Annotated in this window: 17 protein-coding genes; 15 read left to right on the top strand and 2 right to left on the bottom strand. The window is 66.9% G+C overall.

Annotated elements, in window-relative coordinates:
* Positions 1-34 precede the first annotated feature (34 nt).
* Positions 35-904, bottom strand: coding sequence for a 3-methyl-2-oxobutanoate hydroxymethyltransferase (gene panB / locus GV044_RS05980; RefSeq protein WP_159866785.1), 870 nt, complete (start codon positions 902-904; stop codon positions 35-37).
* Positions 905-1059: 155 nt separating this feature from the next.
* On the opposite strand from panB, the gene GV044_RS05975 reads away from it, so the two are divergent.
* From GV044_RS05975 to rnr, 14 genes are all read left to right on the top strand, one after another.
* A complete protein-coding gene (locus GV044_RS05975; protein WP_159866782.1) occupies positions 1060-2622 on the top strand; it encodes an amino acid permease in 1563 nt (520 codons plus the stop codon).
* A gap of 152 nt (positions 2623-2774) precedes the next feature.
* Positions 2775-3551 (top strand): hypothetical protein, encoded by a 777-nt coding sequence (locus GV044_RS22080; RefSeq protein WP_236554738.1) that lies wholly within the window; start codon positions 2775-2777, stop codon positions 3549-3551.
* A gap of 54 nt (positions 3552-3605) precedes the next feature.
* Positions 3606-5183 (top strand): DNA polymerase Y family protein, encoded by a 1578-nt coding sequence (locus GV044_RS05965; protein ID WP_159866779.1) that lies wholly within the window; start codon positions 3606-3608, stop codon positions 5181-5183.
* A gap of 78 nt (positions 5184-5261) precedes the next feature.
* The gene (radA, locus tag GV044_RS05960; RefSeq protein ID WP_159866776.1) at positions 5262-6632 is read left to right on the top strand and encodes a DNA repair protein RadA; all 1371 of its coding nucleotides are present in this window, start codon (positions 5262-5264) and stop codon (positions 6630-6632) included.
* 10 nt (positions 6633-6642) lie between these two features.
* Positions 6643-7194, top strand: coding sequence for a CvpA family protein (locus tag GV044_RS05955; protein ID WP_159866773.1), 552 nt, complete (start codon positions 6643-6645; stop codon positions 7192-7194).
* Between the two features lie 4 nt (positions 7195-7198).
* Positions 7199-7633, top strand: a complete 435-nt coding sequence (locus GV044_RS05950) for an iron-sulfur cluster assembly scaffold protein (protein WP_159866770.1) — start codon at positions 7199-7201, stop codon at positions 7631-7633.
* A gap of 39 nt (positions 7634-7672) precedes the next feature.
* Positions 7673-9331 carry an MFS transporter gene (locus GV044_RS05945; RefSeq protein WP_159866767.1) on the top strand — a complete coding sequence of 553 codons (1659 nt, stop codon included), beginning with the start codon at positions 7673-7675 and terminating at the stop codon, positions 9329-9331.
* Positions 9324-10376: an alanine racemase gene (alr, locus tag GV044_RS05940; protein ID WP_159866764.1), complete on the top strand. Its 1053-nt coding sequence runs from the start codon at positions 9324-9326 to the stop codon at positions 10374-10376. The genes GV044_RS05945 and alr overlap by 8 nt, the downstream gene beginning before the upstream one ends.
* Before the next feature lie 98 nt (positions 10377-10474).
* Positions 10475-11032, top strand: a complete 558-nt coding sequence (gene phaR, locus GV044_RS05935; protein WP_159866761.1) for a polyhydroxyalkanoate synthesis repressor PhaR — start codon at positions 10475-10477, stop codon at positions 11030-11032.
* Positions 11033-11035: 3 nt separating this feature from the next.
* Positions 11036-11491 (top strand): NUDIX hydrolase, encoded by a 456-nt coding sequence (locus GV044_RS05930; RefSeq protein ID WP_159866758.1) that lies wholly within the window; start codon positions 11036-11038, stop codon positions 11489-11491.
* A 52-nt stretch (positions 11492-11543) separates the two neighbouring features.
* On the top strand, positions 11544-12206 hold the full coding sequence (locus GV044_RS05925) for a twin-arginine translocation pathway signal protein (protein WP_159866755.1): 663 nt from the start codon (positions 11544-11546) through the stop codon (positions 12204-12206).
* A gap of 85 nt (positions 12207-12291) precedes the next feature.
* Positions 12292-13839 (top strand): proline--tRNA ligase, encoded by a 1548-nt coding sequence (gene proS / locus GV044_RS05920; RefSeq protein ID WP_159866752.1) that lies wholly within the window; start codon positions 12292-12294, stop codon positions 13837-13839.
* An 84-nt stretch (positions 13840-13923) separates the two neighbouring features.
* Positions 13924-15240 carry a M20/M25/M40 family metallo-hydrolase gene (locus GV044_RS05915; RefSeq protein WP_159866749.1) on the top strand — a complete coding sequence of 439 codons (1317 nt, stop codon included), beginning with the start codon at positions 13924-13926 and terminating at the stop codon, positions 15238-15240.
* 46 nt (positions 15241-15286) lie between these two features.
* Positions 15287-17575, top strand: a complete 2289-nt coding sequence (gene rnr, locus GV044_RS05910; RefSeq protein ID WP_159866746.1) for a ribonuclease R — start codon at positions 15287-15289, stop codon at positions 17573-17575.
* A 147-nt stretch (positions 17576-17722) separates the two neighbouring features.
* Here rnr and GV044_RS05905 read toward each other — a convergent pair whose 3' ends face one another.
* On the bottom strand, positions 17723-18175 hold the full coding sequence (locus GV044_RS05905; RefSeq protein WP_159866706.1) for a universal stress protein: 453 nt from the start codon (positions 18173-18175) through the stop codon (positions 17723-17725).
* A 161-nt stretch (positions 18176-18336) separates the two neighbouring features.
* Here GV044_RS05905 and GV044_RS05900 point away from each other — a divergent pair, with 161 nt between their 5' ends.
* Positions 18337-19704, top strand: coding sequence for a pyruvate dehydrogenase complex dihydrolipoamide acetyltransferase (locus tag GV044_RS05900; RefSeq protein WP_159870959.1), 1368 nt, complete (start codon positions 18337-18339; stop codon positions 19702-19704).
* The last annotated feature ends 2 nt before the right edge of the window (positions 19705-19706 follow it).

The following is a 19706-nucleotide window of genomic DNA, read 5'->3' as shown; positions in this document are numbered from 1 at the left end:
AATCGGTCCCGGATCGAGTCCGAGACGACATGGCTCACTTCGGCTGGTACGTCTGCTCCTCGCCGGGAAAGCTGCGCGCGCGCACCTCCTCGGCGTATTTCGCGGCGGTCTCGCCGATCATGCCGGCGATGTCGCCATAGCGCTTCACGAAGCGCGGCACCCGCTCGAACATGCCCAGCATGTCCTCGGTCACCAGGACTTGCCCGTCGCACTGCGCCGAGGCGCCGATGCCGATGGTGGGGATCGCCAACGTCTGCGTCAGCGCGATCGCGATCGGCTCGACCACGCCTTCGATCACAACGGCAAAAGCCCCCGCGTGTGCCACTGCCTCGCCATCGGCGACGATCTTGGCATGCTCGGCCTCGCTGCGCCCACGTGCGGCATAGCCACCCAGCGCGTTTACCGCCTGGGGGGTGAGGCCGATATGCGCCATGACCGGAATGCCGCGCTGGGTCAGGAAGGCGATCGTCTCGGCCATGGCAACGCCGCCTTCCAGCTTCACCCCGGCCGCGCCGGTTTCGGCCATGATCCGGCTGGCGGATGCGAACGCCGCTTGCGGGCTCGCCTCATACGAGCCGAAGGGCATGTCGACGATCACCACCGAGTGATAACTGCCGCGCACCACTGCTGCCCCGTGGGCGATCATCATCTCCAGCGTGACCGGCAGGGTGGAGGGCAGGCCATAGATCACCTGACCCAGCGAATCTCCGACCAGCAGCAAGTCGCAGTGCGGGTCGAGCAGCTGCGCCTGGCGGGCGGTGTAGGCGGTGAGCATCACCAGCGGCTCAGGTGTGACGCCGTCCTTCTTGCGGCGCTGGATCGCCGGCACGGTCAGCCGCTTCATCGGTGTCGGAGTGGGGTTGGCGCGACTGGTCGCGGTGTCGAGCTGGAAGGTCGTGGACATGACGCGCCTTCTAGCGCCGGCACCTTGCGGACGCAAAGGCGGGTACATGCACGCCTTTGTTCTTGCCAAGCGACGGCTTGCCGCTAGCGTCCGGTTATCCATGCGCAAAATGCGCAGTGAAACACATTTGCGATGAATTTATTGGGGGTCACCGCATGTTCGGTCGCGTAAAGCCGCTTGATGCCATTTTGGCGACAGCGGAAAAGAAATCGCTTCATCGCTCGCTTGGCCCCGTGCAGCTGACGCTGCTGGGTGTCGGAGCCATCATCGGCACGGGTATCTTCGTTCTCACCGCCGCGGCCGCGCAGAAGGCGGGGCCCGGCATGATGTGGAGCTTCGTGATCGCAGGCTTCGTCTGCGCAGTCGCGGCGCTTTGCTATTCCGAGCTTGCTTCAATGGTCCCGGTCTCGGGGTCGGCTTATACTTATACTTACGCCGTGGTCGGTGAAGTGCTGGCCTGGATGGTCGGCTGGGCTCTAATCCTGGAGTATGCCGTCGCAGCCTCCGCGGTGTCGGTCGGCTGGTCCGGCTACTTCATGGGACTGCTGAAAAGTCTGACGGGGTTCCAATTACCGGCGGCGCTTTCCGCCGGCCCGGCCTGGTCGTTGAACGGAGTCGATTTCAGCGCCGGCGTCATCAACGTGCCCGCCATCGTGGTGGCGCTCGCCGTGACGCTGCTGCTGATGCGCGGCACCAAGGAAAGCGCCACGTTCAACGCGGTCCTGGTGGCGATCAAGGTCGCGGCACTGACCATGTTCGTGATCCTGACGCTGCCTGCCATTCAGGGCGAGCACTTCGCGCCTTTCGCGCCGAACGGCTGGTTCGGTCCCGCCGGCACCAGCGGTATGGGAATCGTCGGCGCAGCGGCCTCGATCTTCTTTGCTTACGTCGGGTTCGATGCGGTTTCGACCGCGGCGGAGGAAACCAAGAACCCGCAGCGCAACGTGCCGATCGGCCTGATCGGCAGCCTTGGCATCTGCACCGTGTTCTACCTGCTCGTGGCCGCCGGTGCGATCGGAGCGATCGGCGCGCAGCCGACATCGCTAGGTGTCCAGCCCGGCTCGCCCGAGTTCGCGGCGCAGTGTGCTGCATTGGTGCAGCAGGGCCAGCAGCCGCTAGTCTGCTCGAACGAAGCGCTGGCGCATGTGCTGCGCGCGATCAACTACACCTGGGCAGGCGATCTCATCGGCTTGGCCGCCAACCTCGCACTGCCCTCTGTCATCCTGATGATGCTCTACGGCCAGACGCGTATCTTCTTCGTCATGGCACGCGATGGCCTGCTGCCTGAAAAGCTGGCGACCGTGCATCCCAAGTGGAAGACGCCGCACATCGTCACCCTGATCACCGGCGTGTTCGTCGCGATCGCGGCGGCGCTGCTGCCGGTGGGGCAGCTGGCCGACATCTCGAATTCGGGCACGCTGTTCGCATTCTTCATGGTGTCGCTAGCGGTGCTGATCCTGCGCGTGCGCGATCCGAACCGCGTGCGGCCGTTCCGCACCCCGATCGTGTGGGTGGTCGCGCCGATCTCGGCGTTCGGCTGCGTCTTCCTGTTCTGGAACTTGCCCTACGAGGCCAAGATGGTGCTGCCGATCTGGGGCGCGATCGGGCTGGTCCTCTATTTCGCCTACGGCTACCGCAAGAGCCACGTCGGCCGCGGGCTGGTCGATGTGCATGAGGATGACGCGGACTTCCCGCCCCCGCCGGGTACCGCTGCCTGATCATTGCGGAGGCACTCGCCGTTGCGAGTGCCTCCCAGTGCGCCAGGAGCCCGAATCCTCAGCTTATCCCCTGGCCTGTCCACAGGGGCATGCTTGCACTCGCTTTCCGACAAGAACATAATAGGAACGTTCTTGCAGTCGGAAGCGATTCGATGTCCATTACCAATCCTGCCGATCCGCCTGACCTGATCCGCGCGTCACAGGTTCTGCACCCGTCGCAGGCAGCCGAATGGAGCCCTGGTCTGGCTCCATCAGGGCCCATCCATGGCGAGATATTCGCCCCTGCCGACAATGCCTCCGGGGCTGCCGCTTCACTCGCCTTCGCGCTCGACCATTTGGGCGCGAGCGTGCCCGATCCACTGGCCGACACGCCGGACGAGCGGCCCTGGCTGTGGGTGCAGGACCGTGAGGCCTTGCGGCGTACCGGCAGGCCCTATCGCCCCGGCCTGCCCCGCGGCTTGCGCCACCGCCTGATCCACGTCGCCACCCGCACTCCAGAGGATGCGCTGTTCGCTTTGGAGGAAGGCCTGCGTTGCCGCGAACTGGCGTTTGTCATCGGTGAGCTCACCGGCAATCCGCGGGCGCTCGATATGACCGCCTCACGCCGCCTGGGGCTGGCTGCGGAGAAGCATGGTGTGCCGTTTTGGCTGGTGCGGCTCGATGCCAAGCGCGACTTGTCGTCTGCTCGCCAGCGCTGGGACGTGCGCGCCGCCGCCTCGCCCGAACCGCGCTGGAACCCTGCCGCGCCGGGCGTGCCAAGCTGGCGGGCCGAACTCTTTCGCGCGCGGCGCCATCCGCCGGGCACCTGGGTGCTGCGTGATGACGGCAAGCTGGTGGCGGAGCGGCCTCAAGGTCTGGAGCGGGAGAGGGTGGGTGAACCGCTTTCTCCAGCCAGCGTCTATCCGTTCGACCGATCACCCCGGCAATAGCGATGCTGCCTCGATCTTCCCCGCATTGAGAGGATCGTAGTCAGGCCTGAGCCCATGCCTACTCTTACCCCTACGCCCACACCCCTCCGCCGCGTTCTGGCCATATGGTGCGCCCGCTTGGCCATCGATCGATGGCGCCTGGTGCAAGGGGTGACCGAAGGTGAAGGCATCGATGCCGCGCCGCTCGCGCTGATCACCGAGACCGCGCACGGGCCGCGCATTACCGCTGCCAACACCGCCGGGCTCGCCGCCGGCGCACAGCCCGGCACCATGCTGGCGGATGCGCGGACATTGTGTCCTCAGCTAGCGGTCGCACCTGCCGATCCTGCGGGCGACCTCGCGTTCCTGGAGAAACTGGCCGTATGGTCCCAGCGCTGGGCACCGTGGAGTGCGCTCGACCCACCTGACGGCGTGATCGTGGACGTCACCGGCGCTGCGCACTTGTTCGGCGGCGAGGCCGGCCTGCTGGCGGATGCGCGGGCGATCTTCACGCGGCGACGGCTCTCGGTGCGGCTGGCCATTGCTCCTACGGCGGGCGCTGCTTGGGCTCTGGCGCATCATGGTCCGGCCGACGCAGTGCTGCCTTCCGCCGATGATCCGGCGCAGCGCTTGGCGCATTTGCCGGTCGCCGCGCTACGGCTCGATGATGACACCTTGACGCTGCTCAAGCGCCTGGGCCTCAAGCGTCTGGGCGACTTGCACGGCGTGCATCGTGATGCGCTGGTACGCCGCTTCCGCAATCGTCGCTCGGCTGCCGCCAATCCGCTGATCCGCATGGACCAGCTGCTCGGCCGCGTGCCCGAACCGCTGCTGCCGGTGCTCGCCACCGAAGCCCCGCTGGTGCAGCGCCGGCTAATGGAGCCGATCCGCCACCGCGAACTGCTCGAGCGCGTGGTCGCCGATCTGTGCAGCGACATGGCGCGCGTGCTGGAAGGGCAGGCGCTCGGCGCGCGGCGGCTCGAATTGGGCATGTGGAAGGTCGATAACGAGGTGATCGTGCGCCGCCTGGAGGTCTCGCAATCCAGCCGCGATCCGGCGCACCTCGCCGATCTGTTGGGCCGCAAGCTCGACGGCATCGATGCCGGGTTCGGGATCGAGATGGTGCGCCTGCGCGCATCGTGGACGGAGCCGCTCACCCTGGCGCAACGTGACTTCGATGCGTCCGCGGAGAACCACGGCACCAGCCTCGCTGCCTGCATCGACCGCCTGACCGTGCGCCTCGGCGCCGATGCGGTGCGCCGCCCGGTCCCGCGCGCCAGCTACATCCCGGAGCGTGCACAGGTATGGCAAGGGCCGCTGGAACCGGAAAAGACCGCGCAAGGCGAACTGGAGTTTCATGCCCGTCCCTTGAAGCTGCTCGACCAGCCTGAGCGGATCGAGGTGATCTACGAAACGCCTGACGGCCTGCCGCGCACCTTCCGTTGGCGCGGCGCGGCGCACATGGTGGCGCGGGCCGAGGGGCCGGAGCGGATCGCCCCGGAATGGTGGCGCGAACGCTCGACCACCCGCCTGCGGGATTATTACCGCATCGAGGATGACGAAGGGTGCCGCTACTGGGTTTACCGCAGCGGCCTTGTCGGTGATGGTCGCGGCGGCATGCCCGAGTGGTTCCTGCAGGGTATGTGGGGGTAGGCGAGTGGCCAGCCCACCTCTCAGAACCAGCCCAAACACGCATTTGCGTTCCTGCAATGTTCCCGCTAAGCCCGCCGCATGGCGAAGCCCAAACGCAAATATGTCTGCCAAGCCTGCGGCAGCGTCACCAACCGCTGGCAGGGCCAGTGCGCCGACTGCGGCGAGTGGAACACGCTGGCCGAGGAAGCGCCGCAAACGGTGTTCTCGGCCAAGCACGACTTGTCTTCCGGCGGCCGCCCGATCCGCTTCGAGCCGCTGGATGCGCCGGGCGAGAGGCTGGTTCGCCGCACCAGCGGTTTGGGCGAGTTCGACCGTGCGCTCGGCGGAGGTCTGGTGCCCGGCTCGGCGATCCTGATGGGCGGCGATCCCGGTATCGGCAAATCGACGCTGCTGCTCCAGGCCTCGGCCAACGTCGCCAACTCTGGCGCATCGGCGGTCTACGTCAGCGGCGAGGAGGCGGCAGGGCAGGTGCGGCTGCGGGCCGAGCGGCTCGGGCTATCCAACGCGCCGCTGAACCTGGCGGCGGCGACTTCGGTGCGCGATATCCTGACCACGCTGGGCACCATGGATCCGCCGGCGCTGCTGGTGATCGACTCAATCCAGACCATGCACTCCGACCAGATCGAGGGCGCGCCCGGCACCGTCAGCCAGGTGCGCGGCTGTGCGTTCGAGCTGATCCGCTACGCCAAGGAGAACGGCGTCACGCTGGTGCTGGTCGGTCACGTCACCAAGGATGGCTCGATCGCCGGCCCGCGCGTGCTGGAGCATATGGTCGACGTGGTGATGAGCTTCGAGGGCGAGCGCAGCCACCAGTACCGCATCCTGCGCTCGATCAAGAACCGCTTCGGACCCGTCGACGAGATCGGCGTCTTCGCCATGGAAGGCGCGGGGCTGGCCGAAGTCGGCAATCCCTCGCTGCTGTTCCTATCGGGCCGCGAGGAGCCGATGGCGGGCAGCGCCGTGTTCCCGGCGATGGAAGGCACGCGCCCCGTGCTGGTCGAGATCCAGGCGCTGATCGTGCGGCTACAGAGCGGCGCAACCCCGCGCCGCGCGGTGGTGGGCTGGGATTCCGGCCGCCTCGCCATGCTGCTGGCCGTGCTGGAGGCGCGCTGCGGGCTCAACTTCTCCAGCGCTGAAGTCTACCTCAACGTAGCGGGCGGCTACCGTTTGGCCGACCCTGCCGCGGATCTGGCGGTCGCTGCTGCGTTGGTCTCGGCGCTAGGCGACAAGCCGCTGCCCAAGGATGCGGTATGGTTCGGCGAAGTGTCGCTGGCGGGCGAAATCCGCCCGGTCGCCCATGCCGGCATTCGCCAGCGCGAGGCGGCGAAGCTGGGCTTTGGGCGTGGCTACGGTCCGGCCAGCGCCGGCACCAGCACGGAGAAGGGCTTGCGCTACGACGGGCTGACCTTGCTGCCGAACCTCGTTGACCGGGTTCTGTCAGCTTCCTAGATGCCGGAGGATGACCGGTTTCGATATTGCAGTGCTGCTGATCGTGGGCCTGGGCGCCGTCACCGGCTTCCTGCGCGGCTTCGTGCACGAGATCCTGGCACTCGTCGCGTGGATCGCCGCGGTGTTTGCGATCCGGCTCCTGCACACGCCACTCGCCGCCTGGCTGACGCCGCATATCGGCACCTCGTCCGGCGCCGCGGTACTCGCCTTCGGGTTGCTGCTGATCGTGCCCTACGGCGTGATGAAGATGATCGCCAAGTGGGCCGGTCAGAAGAGCCGCAGCTCGGTGCTGGGCCCGATCGACCGCGTGCTCGGCTTCGGATTCGGCGGCGTCAAGGGCGTGATCATCGTCGTCCTCGGCTTCTCGGTGCTGGTGCTGGGCTACGACACCGTCTGGGGCGTCGGTGGCCGGCCGACCTGGATCACGCAGGCGCGCACCTATCCCTTCATTGATGCCGCAAGCAAATCGCTGGTCGAGATGATCGGTGAACGCCGCCGTGCCGCGGCAGCTGCCGCCGCAGCGCCGACCTCCACCGCCTCCGCCGACAGCGACGGCGAATAGCGCGATGGCTTCCGCCGCGGTTCTCTACTCGCCCGAAGTCCTGGCGCTCGCGACAGGGCTCGCCGCCTATCGCCTGGACGACGGACTGACGCTGCGGACCGAGGCCCGTTCGCGCAGTTGCGGAAGTACCCTGACGCTAGGCCTCGCGCTCGACGGCGAGGGCAAGGTCACCCGCGTCGGCTTGCGCAGCCAGGCCTGCGCGATCGGGCAGGCCTCCGCCGCGATCTTCGCGCAAGCCGCGCAAGGCCAGAGCGGCGAGGAACTGGCGCGAACGGCACGCGAGATGGCACGCTGGGTAGCGAGTGAGGGGCCGATGCCCGAGTGGCCCGGCCTCACCACCATCGCCGTCGCGCGCGACTATCCTGGCCGCCACGGTGCGCTGATGCTGCCGTGGACCGCCGTCCTGCAACTGCTTCCCTCTGCGAAGGACGCAAGCTAAGGCCTTTTGTCAAAGGCAACTCGCGGGGGACGTGAAACGATGGTCGAAGCAGCCGCCGGCGGCGCGCACGTGCAAGCGCATGGGGAGCCCAGCGCCTCCGACATCCGCCTGGTGATCGCCGCCTCCTCGGCCGGCACGATCTTCGAGTGGTACGACTTCTTCATCTACGGCACGCTCGCCTCGATCATCGGCAAGACCTTCTTTCCCGCCGATAGCGAGACGCTGCAGCTGCTGCTGGTGTGGGCGGGCTTCGCCGTCGGCTTCGGCTTCCGTCCGCTTGGTGCGATCCTGTTCGGCTACTGGGGCGACAAGCTCGGCCGCAAGTACACCTTCCTCGTCACCGTCACACTGATGGGCATCGCCACGGCCGGCGTCGGCCTGATCCCCTCTGCCGCCAGCATCGGCGTCGCCGCGCCGCTGATCATCATCCTGCTGCGGATCCTGCAAGGCCTGGCGCTCGGCGGTGAGTATGGCGGCGCCGCGATCTACGTGGCCGAGCACGCTCCGCCCAACAAGCGCGGCTACTACACAGGCTACATACAGGCGAGCGTCGTCGGCGGCTTCGTGCTGAGCGTGATCGTCGTACTTGCATGCCGCTACCTAATCCCCGCGGACGTCTTCGCCGATTGGGGCTGGCGCCTGCCCTTCGTGCTCAGCCTCGCACTCCTCGCGGTGTCGCTCTACATGCGTCTGAAGCTGAACGAGAGCCCGGTGTTCAAGGCGATGAGGGCCGCGGGCGAGATCGCGGGCAATCCGTTCGTCGAGAGCTTCACCTATCCCGGCAACAAGAAGCGCATCTTCGTCGCCTTGTTCGGCGTGACGGGCGGCCTGACGACGATCTGGTACACCGCCTTCTTCTCGAGCCTTTCGTTCCTGAAAGGCCCGATGCGGGTGGACGAGACCACCGCCGAGATCACCGTCGGGCTCGCGGGCTTGGTCGCCATGGGGTTCTACGTGTTCGTCGGAGCGCTGTCCGACAAGGTCGGGCGCAAGAAACCGATCATCTGGGGCAATGCATTGACGCTTCTGCTGTTGTTCCCGCTGTTCTGGGGCATCGGCCACTACGCGAACCCTGCCCTTGCCGAGGCGGCGCGACGCGAGCCGGTGTCCGTGGCCGGGCCCGACTGCGCCTACGATCCCTTCGCCTCCGAGCAACCGACGAACTGCGGCAAGCTGCTTTCCGATTTGACGGCTCTGGGCGTGAGCTACGATCTGGTGCGGGACGGCAATCAACGTGAGGTGGGCCTTACCATCGGCAGTCGTGGTTATCAGCTCGGCGGACCGACGGCGGCAATCTGGGCCGACAAGAAGGCACGCACCGAGACCTTGAAAGGACTGCTCGAACGCGCTGGCTACAACTTCGCCAAGCAGACGCCGCCGCTTGGCAGCCTCGTGCTGATCGGCGGGCTGTTGTGCGTGCTTGGCGCTCTTTCGGCGCTGACTTATGCGTCGGTCGCGGCGCTGCTCACGGAGATGTTTCCGGCCAAGATCCGCTACAGTTCGATGTCGATCCCCTACCATATTGGCGCAGGCTACCTTGGCGGGTTCCTGCCGCTGATCGCCAGCTACATCGTCGCCAAGACCGGCAATGCCTACTCCGGTCTATGGTACACCTGGGCGGTGGTGCTGGTGGCGCTGGTGGTGGCTTGGTGGGGCCTCAAGGGCGGACCGCCGCGAGAATTCGAAGACGATGCCTGAGACTGACCCGGCGGCGCCATCCCCGGCGCTGCGATTGGCGATCGACCGTGAGGCGCTGCGCGGCAACTGGCAGGCGCTCGATCGACTGTCCGGCAGCGCGCGGGCCGGCGCCGCGGTCAAGGCCAATGCCTATGGCGTCGGCACGTCGGTCGCGGTGCCGGAACTGGCGGTGGCGGGATGCCGCGACTTCTTCGTGGCGCACCCGCTTGAGGCTCGCGAGGTTGCCGCCATGGTCGAACCTTCGCAGGTCAGCGTGCTGCACGGCCCCTTGCGTGACCAAGATGCCGCATGGCTGCGCGCGCTCGGGGTAAAGCCGGTGATCAACTCTCTGGAGCAGGCGCGTCGCTGGACGGCCACGGGGGGCGGCTCATGCGACTTGATGGTGGACACCGGCATCAATCGCCTGGGTCTGCCGATGCGGGACCTCGGTGACGAAGTGATACGCGCCCTCCGAATTGATGTGCTGCTCTCGCATCTCGCCTCGGCTGAAGAGGTCTCGCCGCTGAACGCGCTACAGCTGGCGCGCTGGCAGGAGGCTTGCGCGCAGGTGCCGCACGCCAGGGCCAGCCTTGCCAACAGCGCAGGGATCGCGCTTGGGCCCGACTACCACGGCGCGCTCACGCGTCCTGGCCTGGCGCTCTACGGCGGCATTCCGTGCGAGGAATTGGCGGGGAGCATCCAACAGGTCGTGCGTCCCGAAGCCGCGATCATGCAGGTTCGCACGATCCAGCCGGGCGACACAGTCGGCTACAACGCCACGTTCACCGCGCCCACGACGATGCGGGTCGGCACGATCGCACTCGGTTATGCGGACGGCTATTTGCGCTGCTGGTCGGGCAAGGGACTGATGCAAGCGGGCGGCCAAGCGCTGCCCGTCCTGGGCCGCGTGAGCATGGACATGACCGTCATCGACCTCAGCGAAGCTCCGGACCTGGGCGAGGGTGACTGGGTCACTACGCAGTACCACTTAGCCGACGCTGCAAGCGCGTCCGGATTGTCCCAATATGAACTGCTGACGTTGCTGGGCAGGCGCTTCGGCCGCTGATTTCCTCGCTTTTTGCAGTCATGCTGCGCAGCAAAGTTGTTGCACTGCAGCGTTTCGCTGGTAGCTTCGCACGACAGAGAAAAAGATGGGACAGTGCGATGGCTGAAGCGGCGAGCGACGACGATACCGTAATCATCAAGAAATACGCCAATCGGCGGCTCTATAACACCCGCTCGTCGAGCTACATCACGCTCGATCACCTCGCTGCGATGACGCGCGAAGGCATCAACTACAAAGTCCTGGATGCCAAGTCCGGCAACGACATCACCCATACGATCCTGACCCAGATCATCATGGAGGAGGAGTCCAATGGTGAGCAGATGCTGCCGGTGAACTTCCTGCGCGAACTGATCGGAATGTACGGCAATTCGATGCAGTCGCTGATCCCGCACTATCTCGAAGCCTCGATGGACAATTTCCGCGCCAACCAGGCCAAGCTGCACAAGGCGTTCGAGGACAGCCTGGGCAACAACCCGCTGGCCAAGCTGGCAGAGCAGAACATGGCGATGTTCAAGGCTGCCGCGGCTGCGTTCATGCCCGGCTCGGAAAAGCCAGAGCCGCCGCCGGCCGCGCCCGCGCCTGGGGCGGACGACTTGTCGGCGCTGCGCGACCAGATGGCCGAGATCCAGAAGCGGCTCGACTCGCTCGGCAAGTAGCTGATGGACGGCAGCGTATCGGCGGGCGAGGTCGTCCGGGTCGCGCGGCCGGCGGCTCGGATCGTGCTTCAGGACGAGGCGGGCCGCGTGCTGCTGTTTCGCTTCGACCCTGCCGATCGCCCGCCATTCTGGTGCACGCCCGGCGGTGCCGTCGATCCCGGCGAAAGTTACGAGGATGCTGCCCGCCGCGAACTGCGCGAGGAGACCGGCATCGTCGCGGAGCCGGGTGAGCAGATCGCGCGCAAGACCGCCGAGTTCCTGACCCTCGAAGGGGTCCCGGTGATCGCGGACGAACGCTACTTCCGCGTCACGCTGCCTCCCGGCGCAGCGATCGACACCGGTGGCCATACCGATCTCGAGCGCAGCGTCATGCGCAGTTGGCGCTGGTTCGACCGGGCGGAGCTCGCGGCGCTCGATGAGCTCTGGTACCCGGAAGACCTGGTCGACCTGCTCGCATGAGAGCCGCCGCGCGTGGATGGCGTCTCACCAACCTAGCCCTGAGGAACTCGTGATGAAGCGATCGATGGCACGCACAGCGCTGGCACTTGTGGCGTCCACGATACCGGCTGCCTCGGCCGTGGCACAAGCGCCTAAGACCATCGCCGCCACAGGCACTGCGGCGCCTGCTGTCGCCTCGACGGCACCGGCAAAGCGCCCGCCGCTCGTCGCACCCGGGTTCAAGGTTCCGGTCGCGGCGAAAGGGCCGGGGTTCAAGCTCGTGCCGCTCGGGCCTGACTTGGTCCAGGTCGATTACGACGCCTACATGTCGTCGATCGAGCACCTCCAGAAGACCTTCTCGCGCAGCAAAAACTGGCCGACTGCCGGCATCACGTCCGAGGATGCGATGAAGGACATGCAAGGCGAAGCAGGCAGGTTCCGCAACCGCACCTCCTTTGCCTACGGCGTGCTGACGCCCGACGGCAAGCGCGAGCGTGGCAGCGTGTACGTCTCGCCCAGCCCGGTGCCGGGCTACGATGCCATGGTCAGGCTGTGGGTGACAAAGGCCGACTTCGACAGCGGCTTCGAGGCCAAGCTCTACAAGTGGGTTGTCGAGTGGGTGCGCAAGGACTGGCCGTTCGCCAAAGTGGCCTATCCGGGCCGCTCGATCGATTGGGCAACCTGGGACTCGCTGGTAGCCGCGAACAAGGCAGCCAAGGCGACACCGTCGCAGTGACGCAGCTCGGCTGGTAAGCTCCGAAAGGCTCGATCCGGCCACACTGCCCTTTGCCGCACCCGCGACTCCGGCTAACAGCGCGCGCATGAATCAGCCCGCTCAGATCCGCCATGCCCTGACCATCAAGCGCCAGGACGACTTCGCCCAGTGGTACCAGGAGGTGATCTCCGAAGCCGAGATGGCAGAGGAGTCGGGCGTGCGCGGGTGCATGGTGATCAAGCCATGGGGCTACGGCATCTGGGAGCGCATCCAGCGCCGCATGGACGACCGCATCAAGGCGGCCGGCGTGCAGAACTGCTATTTCCCGCTGTTCATCCCGCTCTCCTACTTCGCCAAGGAGGCTGATCACGTCGAAGGCTTCGCCAAGGAGATGGCCGTGGTCACCCACCATCGCCTGATCGCAGGGCCGAACGGCGGGCTGGTCCCCGATCCCGAGGCCAAGCTGGAAGAGCCGCTGATCGTGCGGCCGACCTCGGAGACGGTGATCGGCGCCGCGATGGCGCGCTGGGTGCAGTCCTGGCGCGACCTGCCGCTAATGACCAACCAATGGGCCAACGTCGTGCGCTGGGAAATGCGCACGCGCATGTTCCTGCGCACCAGCGAGTTCCTGTGGCAGGAGGGCCACACCGCCCACGCCGACCGCGACGACGCCATGGAAGAGACGCTGCGCGCCCTCGAAATGTACCGCGACTTCGCCGAGACCGAGCTGGCGATGCCCGTGGTCGCGGGCGAGAAGCCGGAAAACGAGCGCTTTCCCGGCGCCGTCGCGACCTACTCAATCGAAGCCATGATGCAGGACGGCAAGGCGCTGCAGGCGGGCACCTCGCACTATCTCGGCACCGGCTTCGCGCAGGCGGCGGGGATCCAGTACCAGGACAAGGAGGGCACGCAGCAGTATGCCCATACCACTAGCTGGGGCACCTCGACGCGTATGATCGGCGGGCTGATCATGACCCATGGCGACGACGATGGCTTGCGGGTGCCGCCGATCGTGGCGCCACACCAGATCGTCGTGCTGCCGATGCTGCGCGACAACGCCGAGGACGAGGCGCTGCTCGCCTATTGCGCGGAGCTGACCAAGGCGCTCAGCGGGCTCTCCGCCTTCGGCGAGCCGGTGCGCGTGCTGCTCGACAAGCGGCCTGGCAAGGCCACTCAGAAGCGCTGGGCCTGGGTCAAGAAGGGCGTGCCCCTCATCCTGGAGATCGGCGGGCGCGACGCGGCCAACGGCCAGGTATCGATGTTGCGCCGCGATCAGCTGTGGAACCAGGCGGCAAAGGCCAACTTCGTGGCGCTGGCCAAGGACGAGTTCGTCGCGCGCGCTGTCTCGGATCTGGAGGCGTTCCAGGAGGCCCTCTACGCCGAAGCCAAGGCTCGCCGCGACGCGCAGATCGCGCAAGTCGACAGCTTCGAGGCGCTCGCTGCGTTCTTCTCCGAAGACAAGCGCTATCCCGGCTGGGCCGAAGTCGTCTGGTCGCGGCCGACCGGCGAGGCTCTGGACGGCGTGGTGCAGCGGTTGAAGGCACTCAAGCTGACGATCCGCAACACGCCACTCGGCGGCGAGGCGGTGAGCGGGGCGTGCGTGTTCACCAGCGAGCCCGCGGTGGAGCGGATCTACGTGGCGCGGTCTTATTAAGTATCGTCGACCCGAGGCGAGCCCGGGTCGACGTAGTCCTTCAGCGCCCTTGCGTTCGGAAGCGGACGCGGCAAACCTGCGGGCATGCACAAGTCCCTGATTCCCTTCGTCGCCGGCGCGCTTCTCACCACCCCAGCCCTGGCGCAGGAGGCTCAGGTCTCCGAAGCGCGCCAGCATGCCGACATCGAAAAGCTGGTCAGCTTCGGCACGCGCCACACGCTATCCTCACAGACCGATCCCAAGCGCGGCATCGGCGCGGCGCTGAACTGGGCGGAGGGCGAGTTCCGCCGCTCTGCCAAGGCGTGCGGCGGCTGCCTGACGATCGCGCGGCCCGAGACCACAGTCAGCGGCACACGCATCCCCACGCCCGTGCGCTTGGCCGACGTCATTGCGATCCAGCGCGGTAGCGAGCGCCCCGACGAGGTTGTGATCGTGCAGGGCCATATCGACAGCCGCGTCAGCGGTGTCATGGACGCGACCAAGGATGCGCCGGGTGCTAACGACGACGGCTCAGGCGTGTCGCTGGTGCTGGAGGCAGCGCGCATGCTGTCCAAGCGCAAGTTCCCGACCACCATCGTCTACGCCGTGCTCTCTGGTGAGGAGCAGGGGCTCTACGGCGGCAAGCTGCTGGCCGACTATGCGACCAAGCAGGGCTGGAAGGTCAAAGCCGTCCTCAACAACGACATCGTCGGCGGCACCCACGGCTCGGACGGATTGGTCGACGACACCCACGTGCGCGTGTTCTCCGAAGGGCCGCGCGCCGATGCGACCGACAAGACCCGCGCCGATGCTCGTCGCTTCGGCGGCGAGAACGATAGCCCCAGCCGCAACCTCTCGCGCTACGTTGCGGGCCTGGCGCAGCCGGGTCTCGAGGTGCGGCAGGTCTGGCGCTCGGACCGCATGGGGCGCGGCGGCGACCACTTGCCCTATCTGGAGAAAGGCTACCCGGCGATCCGCTTCTCCGTGGCGATCGAGGACTACGATCACCAGCACCAGGACTTGCGCACCGAAAACGGCACCAAATTCGGTGACACGATCGACGAGATGGATTTTCCGTACCTCGCCAAGGTGACACGCCTCAACATCGCGGCGCTGGCCGCGATTGCCGCAGCGCCGATGCCGCCCGCGCCCAAGGTGGAGGCGGCGCTCTCCACCAACTCGGACATCTCCTGGCAGGCGGTGCCCGGCGCGCGCAGCTACAACGTCTGGCAGCGGCGCACCGACGCGACCGAGTGGGAGGCCAAGCCGGTGCGTGCGGGCGTTGCCGACACCAAGGTGAGCCTCACCGGCGTGCGCGGCGACGATTGGCTGTTCGGCGTCAGCGCCGTGGCGGACGGCGGCGCGCAAAGCCCGATCGCCGCGGCGGTGCCCGGCGGTGCTTTCGTGCCGCTCGGCCAATAACGGCACTGCCATTGCCGCGGGGCCCCGCGCCGCCTAGATGCTGGGGATGCCAGCAAAGCGCGCCCCCGGCCTTCCGTCCCGTCAGCAGATCCTCGACTTCATCCAGGAGTCGAGCGAGCCTGCGGGCAAGCGCGAGATCAGCCGCGCTTTTGGCTTGCAAGGGCAGGAGAAGATCCAGCTCAAGGCACTGCTGAAGGACATGGCCGAGGAAGGCCTGATCGACGGCAAGCGAACTGCCTATCACCGCATGGGCGGGGTGCCCAAGGTGACGGTGCTGCGGGTCATCGACATCGACGATGGCGAGGCGATTGCCGTGCCCGACAGCTGGCAGCCCGACGACGCCACGCCGCCGCCGCGCATCCGGCTGATCGAGAAGGGCCCGGGTGGACCGAAGAGCCAGCGTGCGCCCGCGCTCAAGAAGGGCGATCGCGTGCTGGCGCGCACCGAGGAAAGCAACGGCCACTGGCGCGGCTATCCGATGAAGAAGATCGCGGCGCGTGAGGAACAGGTGCTCGGCGTCGTGGAGATCGATGCGGCCGGCAAGGGCTGGCTCGCGCCGGTCGACAAGCGCATCCGCAATGCCATGCCGATCTCTGACCTCGGCGGGGCGGAGAAGGGCGAGCTGGTTCTGGCCGAGCCTGCGGGCCGCTCGATGCGCTCGGGGCTGAAGGTCACGCAAGTGCTGGGTGAGCCGCTGGCGCCGCGGGCGTTCAGCCTGATTGCGATCCACAAGCACGGCATTCCCAACGTATTCTCGCAGGAGATGCTGGACGAGGCCGAGCGTGCCGCCAAGCTGCCGCTCAGCCCCGAGCATCGCGAGGACTTGCGGCATCTGCCGATCGTCGCGATCGATCCCAGTGACGCGCGCGACCACGACGATGCGATCTGGGCCGAGCCAGACGGCGAGGGTGGCTTCCGCGCGCTGGTGGCGATCGCCGACGTGTCGTTCTACGTCCGCCCGGGCAGCGGGACCGATCGCGAGGCCAGGAAGCGGGGCAACTCGGTCTACTTCCCCGATCGCGTGGTGCCGATGCTGCCCGAGGTGCTGAGCGCCGATGTCTGCTCGCTCCGTTCGGGCGAGGACCGTGCCGCGATGGCCTGCCACATGCGCATAGACGGGCGCGGGAAGGTGACGGAGTGGCGCTTCACCCGCGCGCTGGTGCGGATCGCGGAAGTAATCGCCTACGAGGAGGCACAGCGGCGTATCGACGAGAGCGCTGCCGATGGTGAGGTTGCGCTGGAGGTCCTGCAGAACCTCTGGTCGGCCTGGAAGGCGCTCGCCACCGCGCGCGCCGATCGCGATCCGTTGGAACTGGAACTGCCCGAGCGCCGCGTTATGCTCGACCAGCAAGGCCGCATCGCCGAAATTGCGGTGCGCGAGCGGCTCGATGCTCACCGCGTCGTCGAGGACTTCATGATCGCGGCCAACGTCGCTGCAGCGAAGGCGCTGGAGGCGAAGGTCGCGCCCGTGGTCTATCGCGTGCACGAACCGCCAAGCCGCGAGAAGCTGATCGCGCTCAAGGATTACCTCGCCACCTTCGACCGCAAACTAGCGCTTGGCCAAGTGATCACACCGGGCCTCTTCAACCGCATGCTCAAGGACGTGGCGGACGAGAGCGAGAAGGCGCTGGTTATGGAGGCGGTGCTGCGCAGCCAGACGCAGGCCTACTATGGTCCGCGCAATGCCGGGCACTTCGGCCTCTCGCTGGGTTCCTACGCGCACTTCACGTCGCCGATCCGGCGCTATGCCGACTTGCTGGTGCACCGAGCGCTGGTCGATGCCTACGGGTTGGAGCAGCCTGCGCCGAAGGCCGACCTGCCGAAGACCTCAGGGCTGTCCGATCGCGACCGCGACGATCTCAGCCGCGTCAGCGATGCGATCAGCAAGGCCGAGCGCCGCGCCATGGAAGCGGAGCGCGAAACGATCGACCGCTATGTCGCCGCCTGGCTGTCGAGCAGGGTGGGCGAGACGTTCCCGACGCGGATCACCGGCGTGCAGAAGTTCGGCTTTTTCGCCACCATCATCGGCTTGGGTGGCGATGGTCTCGTGCCCGTCTCGACGCTCGGCGACGAGCGGTTCCACTACGATGAGCGCGCGCAAGTGCTGGTGGGCGAGCAGAGCGGCACGAAGTACGCCAGCGGCGACCGTTTGCCCCTCAAGCTGGCCGAAGCCAATCCGCTAACCGGCGCGCTGAAGTTCGAACTTGTCGAAGGCGGCTCGAGCGGCGTTGAGCCTCGGGGCAAGCCGCTGCCGTCCAAGCCGCGCGGCAAGCACCTCGTCGGGAAGCGCGGTCGGCCATCGAACATCCGGCACCAGGGCAAAAAGAAGCGTTAGGCATCGCGTCGACCCGGACTTGACCTCGATCCAGTTGCGGCATCTCACGCGCTGACGTCGTAGCGCCCGTGCTCAGCGGAGCACGTGAGGTCGCGATCTGCCGAAACCGGTCCCGGGTCGCGCCCGGGATGACGTGAGCCGACCAGCTCAGCTCAACCGGTCAATCTCACCCTCGTCCAAGTGTCCGGGGATCACGAACACCGGGCAGGGCATCCGCGTGCCCAGGCTGGTGAAGTGCGCTACCAGCGGCCCAGGCCCACCATCCTTGGCCGTCGCCAGCACCAGCGCGGAGACCTCCGGATGCTCGGCGAGGTATTCGCGCACAACCTTGGTATCCTCACCCATGCGCACGGCGATGGCGGGCATCTTGCCGCCTTGCGAGAGCAGGTTGCCTGCGGCTGCCGTCACCAGCGTCTCGGCGCGGGAGCGCGCTTCCTCTTCGATCGTCGCCTGCACCCCGGCAAAGGCATTGAACGGCTGCGGCGGCACGAGGGCGAGCAGGTGGACGACACCATCGGTCTGCGCGGCGCGGCGCGCGGCGTAGCGTAGCGCGACCAAAGCCTCTTCGGACTCGTCGACGATGACGAGATAGACGCGCATCGAACTCTCCTCCTGCGGCTCTTGCGTATCGGATTGTTTCGCCTGGCGCGCAAGCGAGCCTTTCGGCGGCCCGATGGGCGATTGGCGGCTTGCCCCTCGCGGTCAATTTGTCCAAGGACGGGCTCAGCCAGACACGTCGCCAAGAGGAAGTGCTCGCCCCCATGCCGATCGAGATCAAGATGCCCGCCCTGTCCCCGACGATGGAAGAGGGCAAGCTGGCCAAGTGGCTCGTGAAGGAAGGCGACACGGTCGCGTCCGGCGATATCATGGCCGAGATCGAGACCGACAAGGCGACGATGGAGTTCGAGGCGGTCGATGAAGGCACGATCGGCAAGATTCTGATCCCCGAAGGCAGCGAAGGCGTGAAGGTCGGGACCGTGATCGCCACGCTTTCGGGCGAAGACGAGGATGCCTCCGAGGCAGCGGAAGCCCCGGCCGAACCGAAGCCCGAGACGCCTCAGGCAGAGGCGCCCAAGGAAGAGTCGAAGCCCGCACCTTCGCAGCAGAAGGCCGAGACGCCGGCTCCTGCTCCGACGCCGGCACCTGCAGCTGCAGCTGCACCTGCCGCATCATCCGAACCCAAGGAGGGCCGTATCGCCGCTTCCCCGCTCGCCCGCCGGCTCGCCACCGCCAAGGGCGTCGACATCGATGGCCTGACCGGCTCGGGCCCTCACGGCCGCATCATCAAGGCCGACATCGAGGCAGCGCAGCCGGGCTCGGCGAAGCCCAAGGCCGCTACGGCAGCGCCGGCACCCGCCAATGACACCGCCGCGCCGGCACCGGCGCCTGCGACCGTCGAGATGGCGGACGACACTCGCGCCCTGCTCGATGCGCGCATTCCGCACAGCGTCGAGAAGCTGACGGGCATGCGCAAGACCATCGCGCGCCGCCTCGCTCAGTCCATGCAGCAGGCGCCGCATATCTATCTGACCGTGGACATCAGCCTCGACAAGCTGATGGCGATGCGCTCTGAACTTAACGCCGCGCTGGAGAAGCAGGGCGTGAAGGTCTCGGTCAACGACATGCTGATAAAGGCGCTCGGCAAGGCGCTGATCGACGTGCCCGAGTGCAACGTGACTTTCGCCGGGAACGAGATGATCAAGTACGCGCGCGCCGACGTTTCGGTGGCGGTCTCGATCCCCAATGGTCTGATCACCCCGATCGTCTCGGATGCCAACGGCCGCTCGTTCTCCGAGATCGCCAAGGCGATGAAGGACCTTGGCAAGCGCGCGCAGGAAGGCAAGCTGAAGCCCGAGGAGTATCAGGGCGGCACTGCCTCGATCTCCAACATGGGTATGATGGGCATCAAGCACTTCACCGCCGTGATCAACCCGCCCCAGTCGACGATCCTGGCGATCGGCGCGGGCGAGAAGCGGCCGTGGGTCATGCCCGACGGCCAGCTCGGCGTCGCCACGATTATGACCGCGACCGGCAGCTTCGACCACCGCGCCGTCGACGGCGCCAGCGGTGCGCAGTTGATGACGGCGTTCAAGGAATACGTCGAGAACCCGCTGAGCATGGTGGCCTGAGG

The organism is Novosphingobium sp. 9U, assembly GCF_902506425.1.
Lineage (GTDB): Bacteria > Pseudomonadota > Alphaproteobacteria > Sphingomonadales > Sphingomonadaceae > Novosphingobium.
Note: the sequence above shows the minus strand (reverse complement) of the source record. Positions and strands in the feature narration are given on the sequence as shown.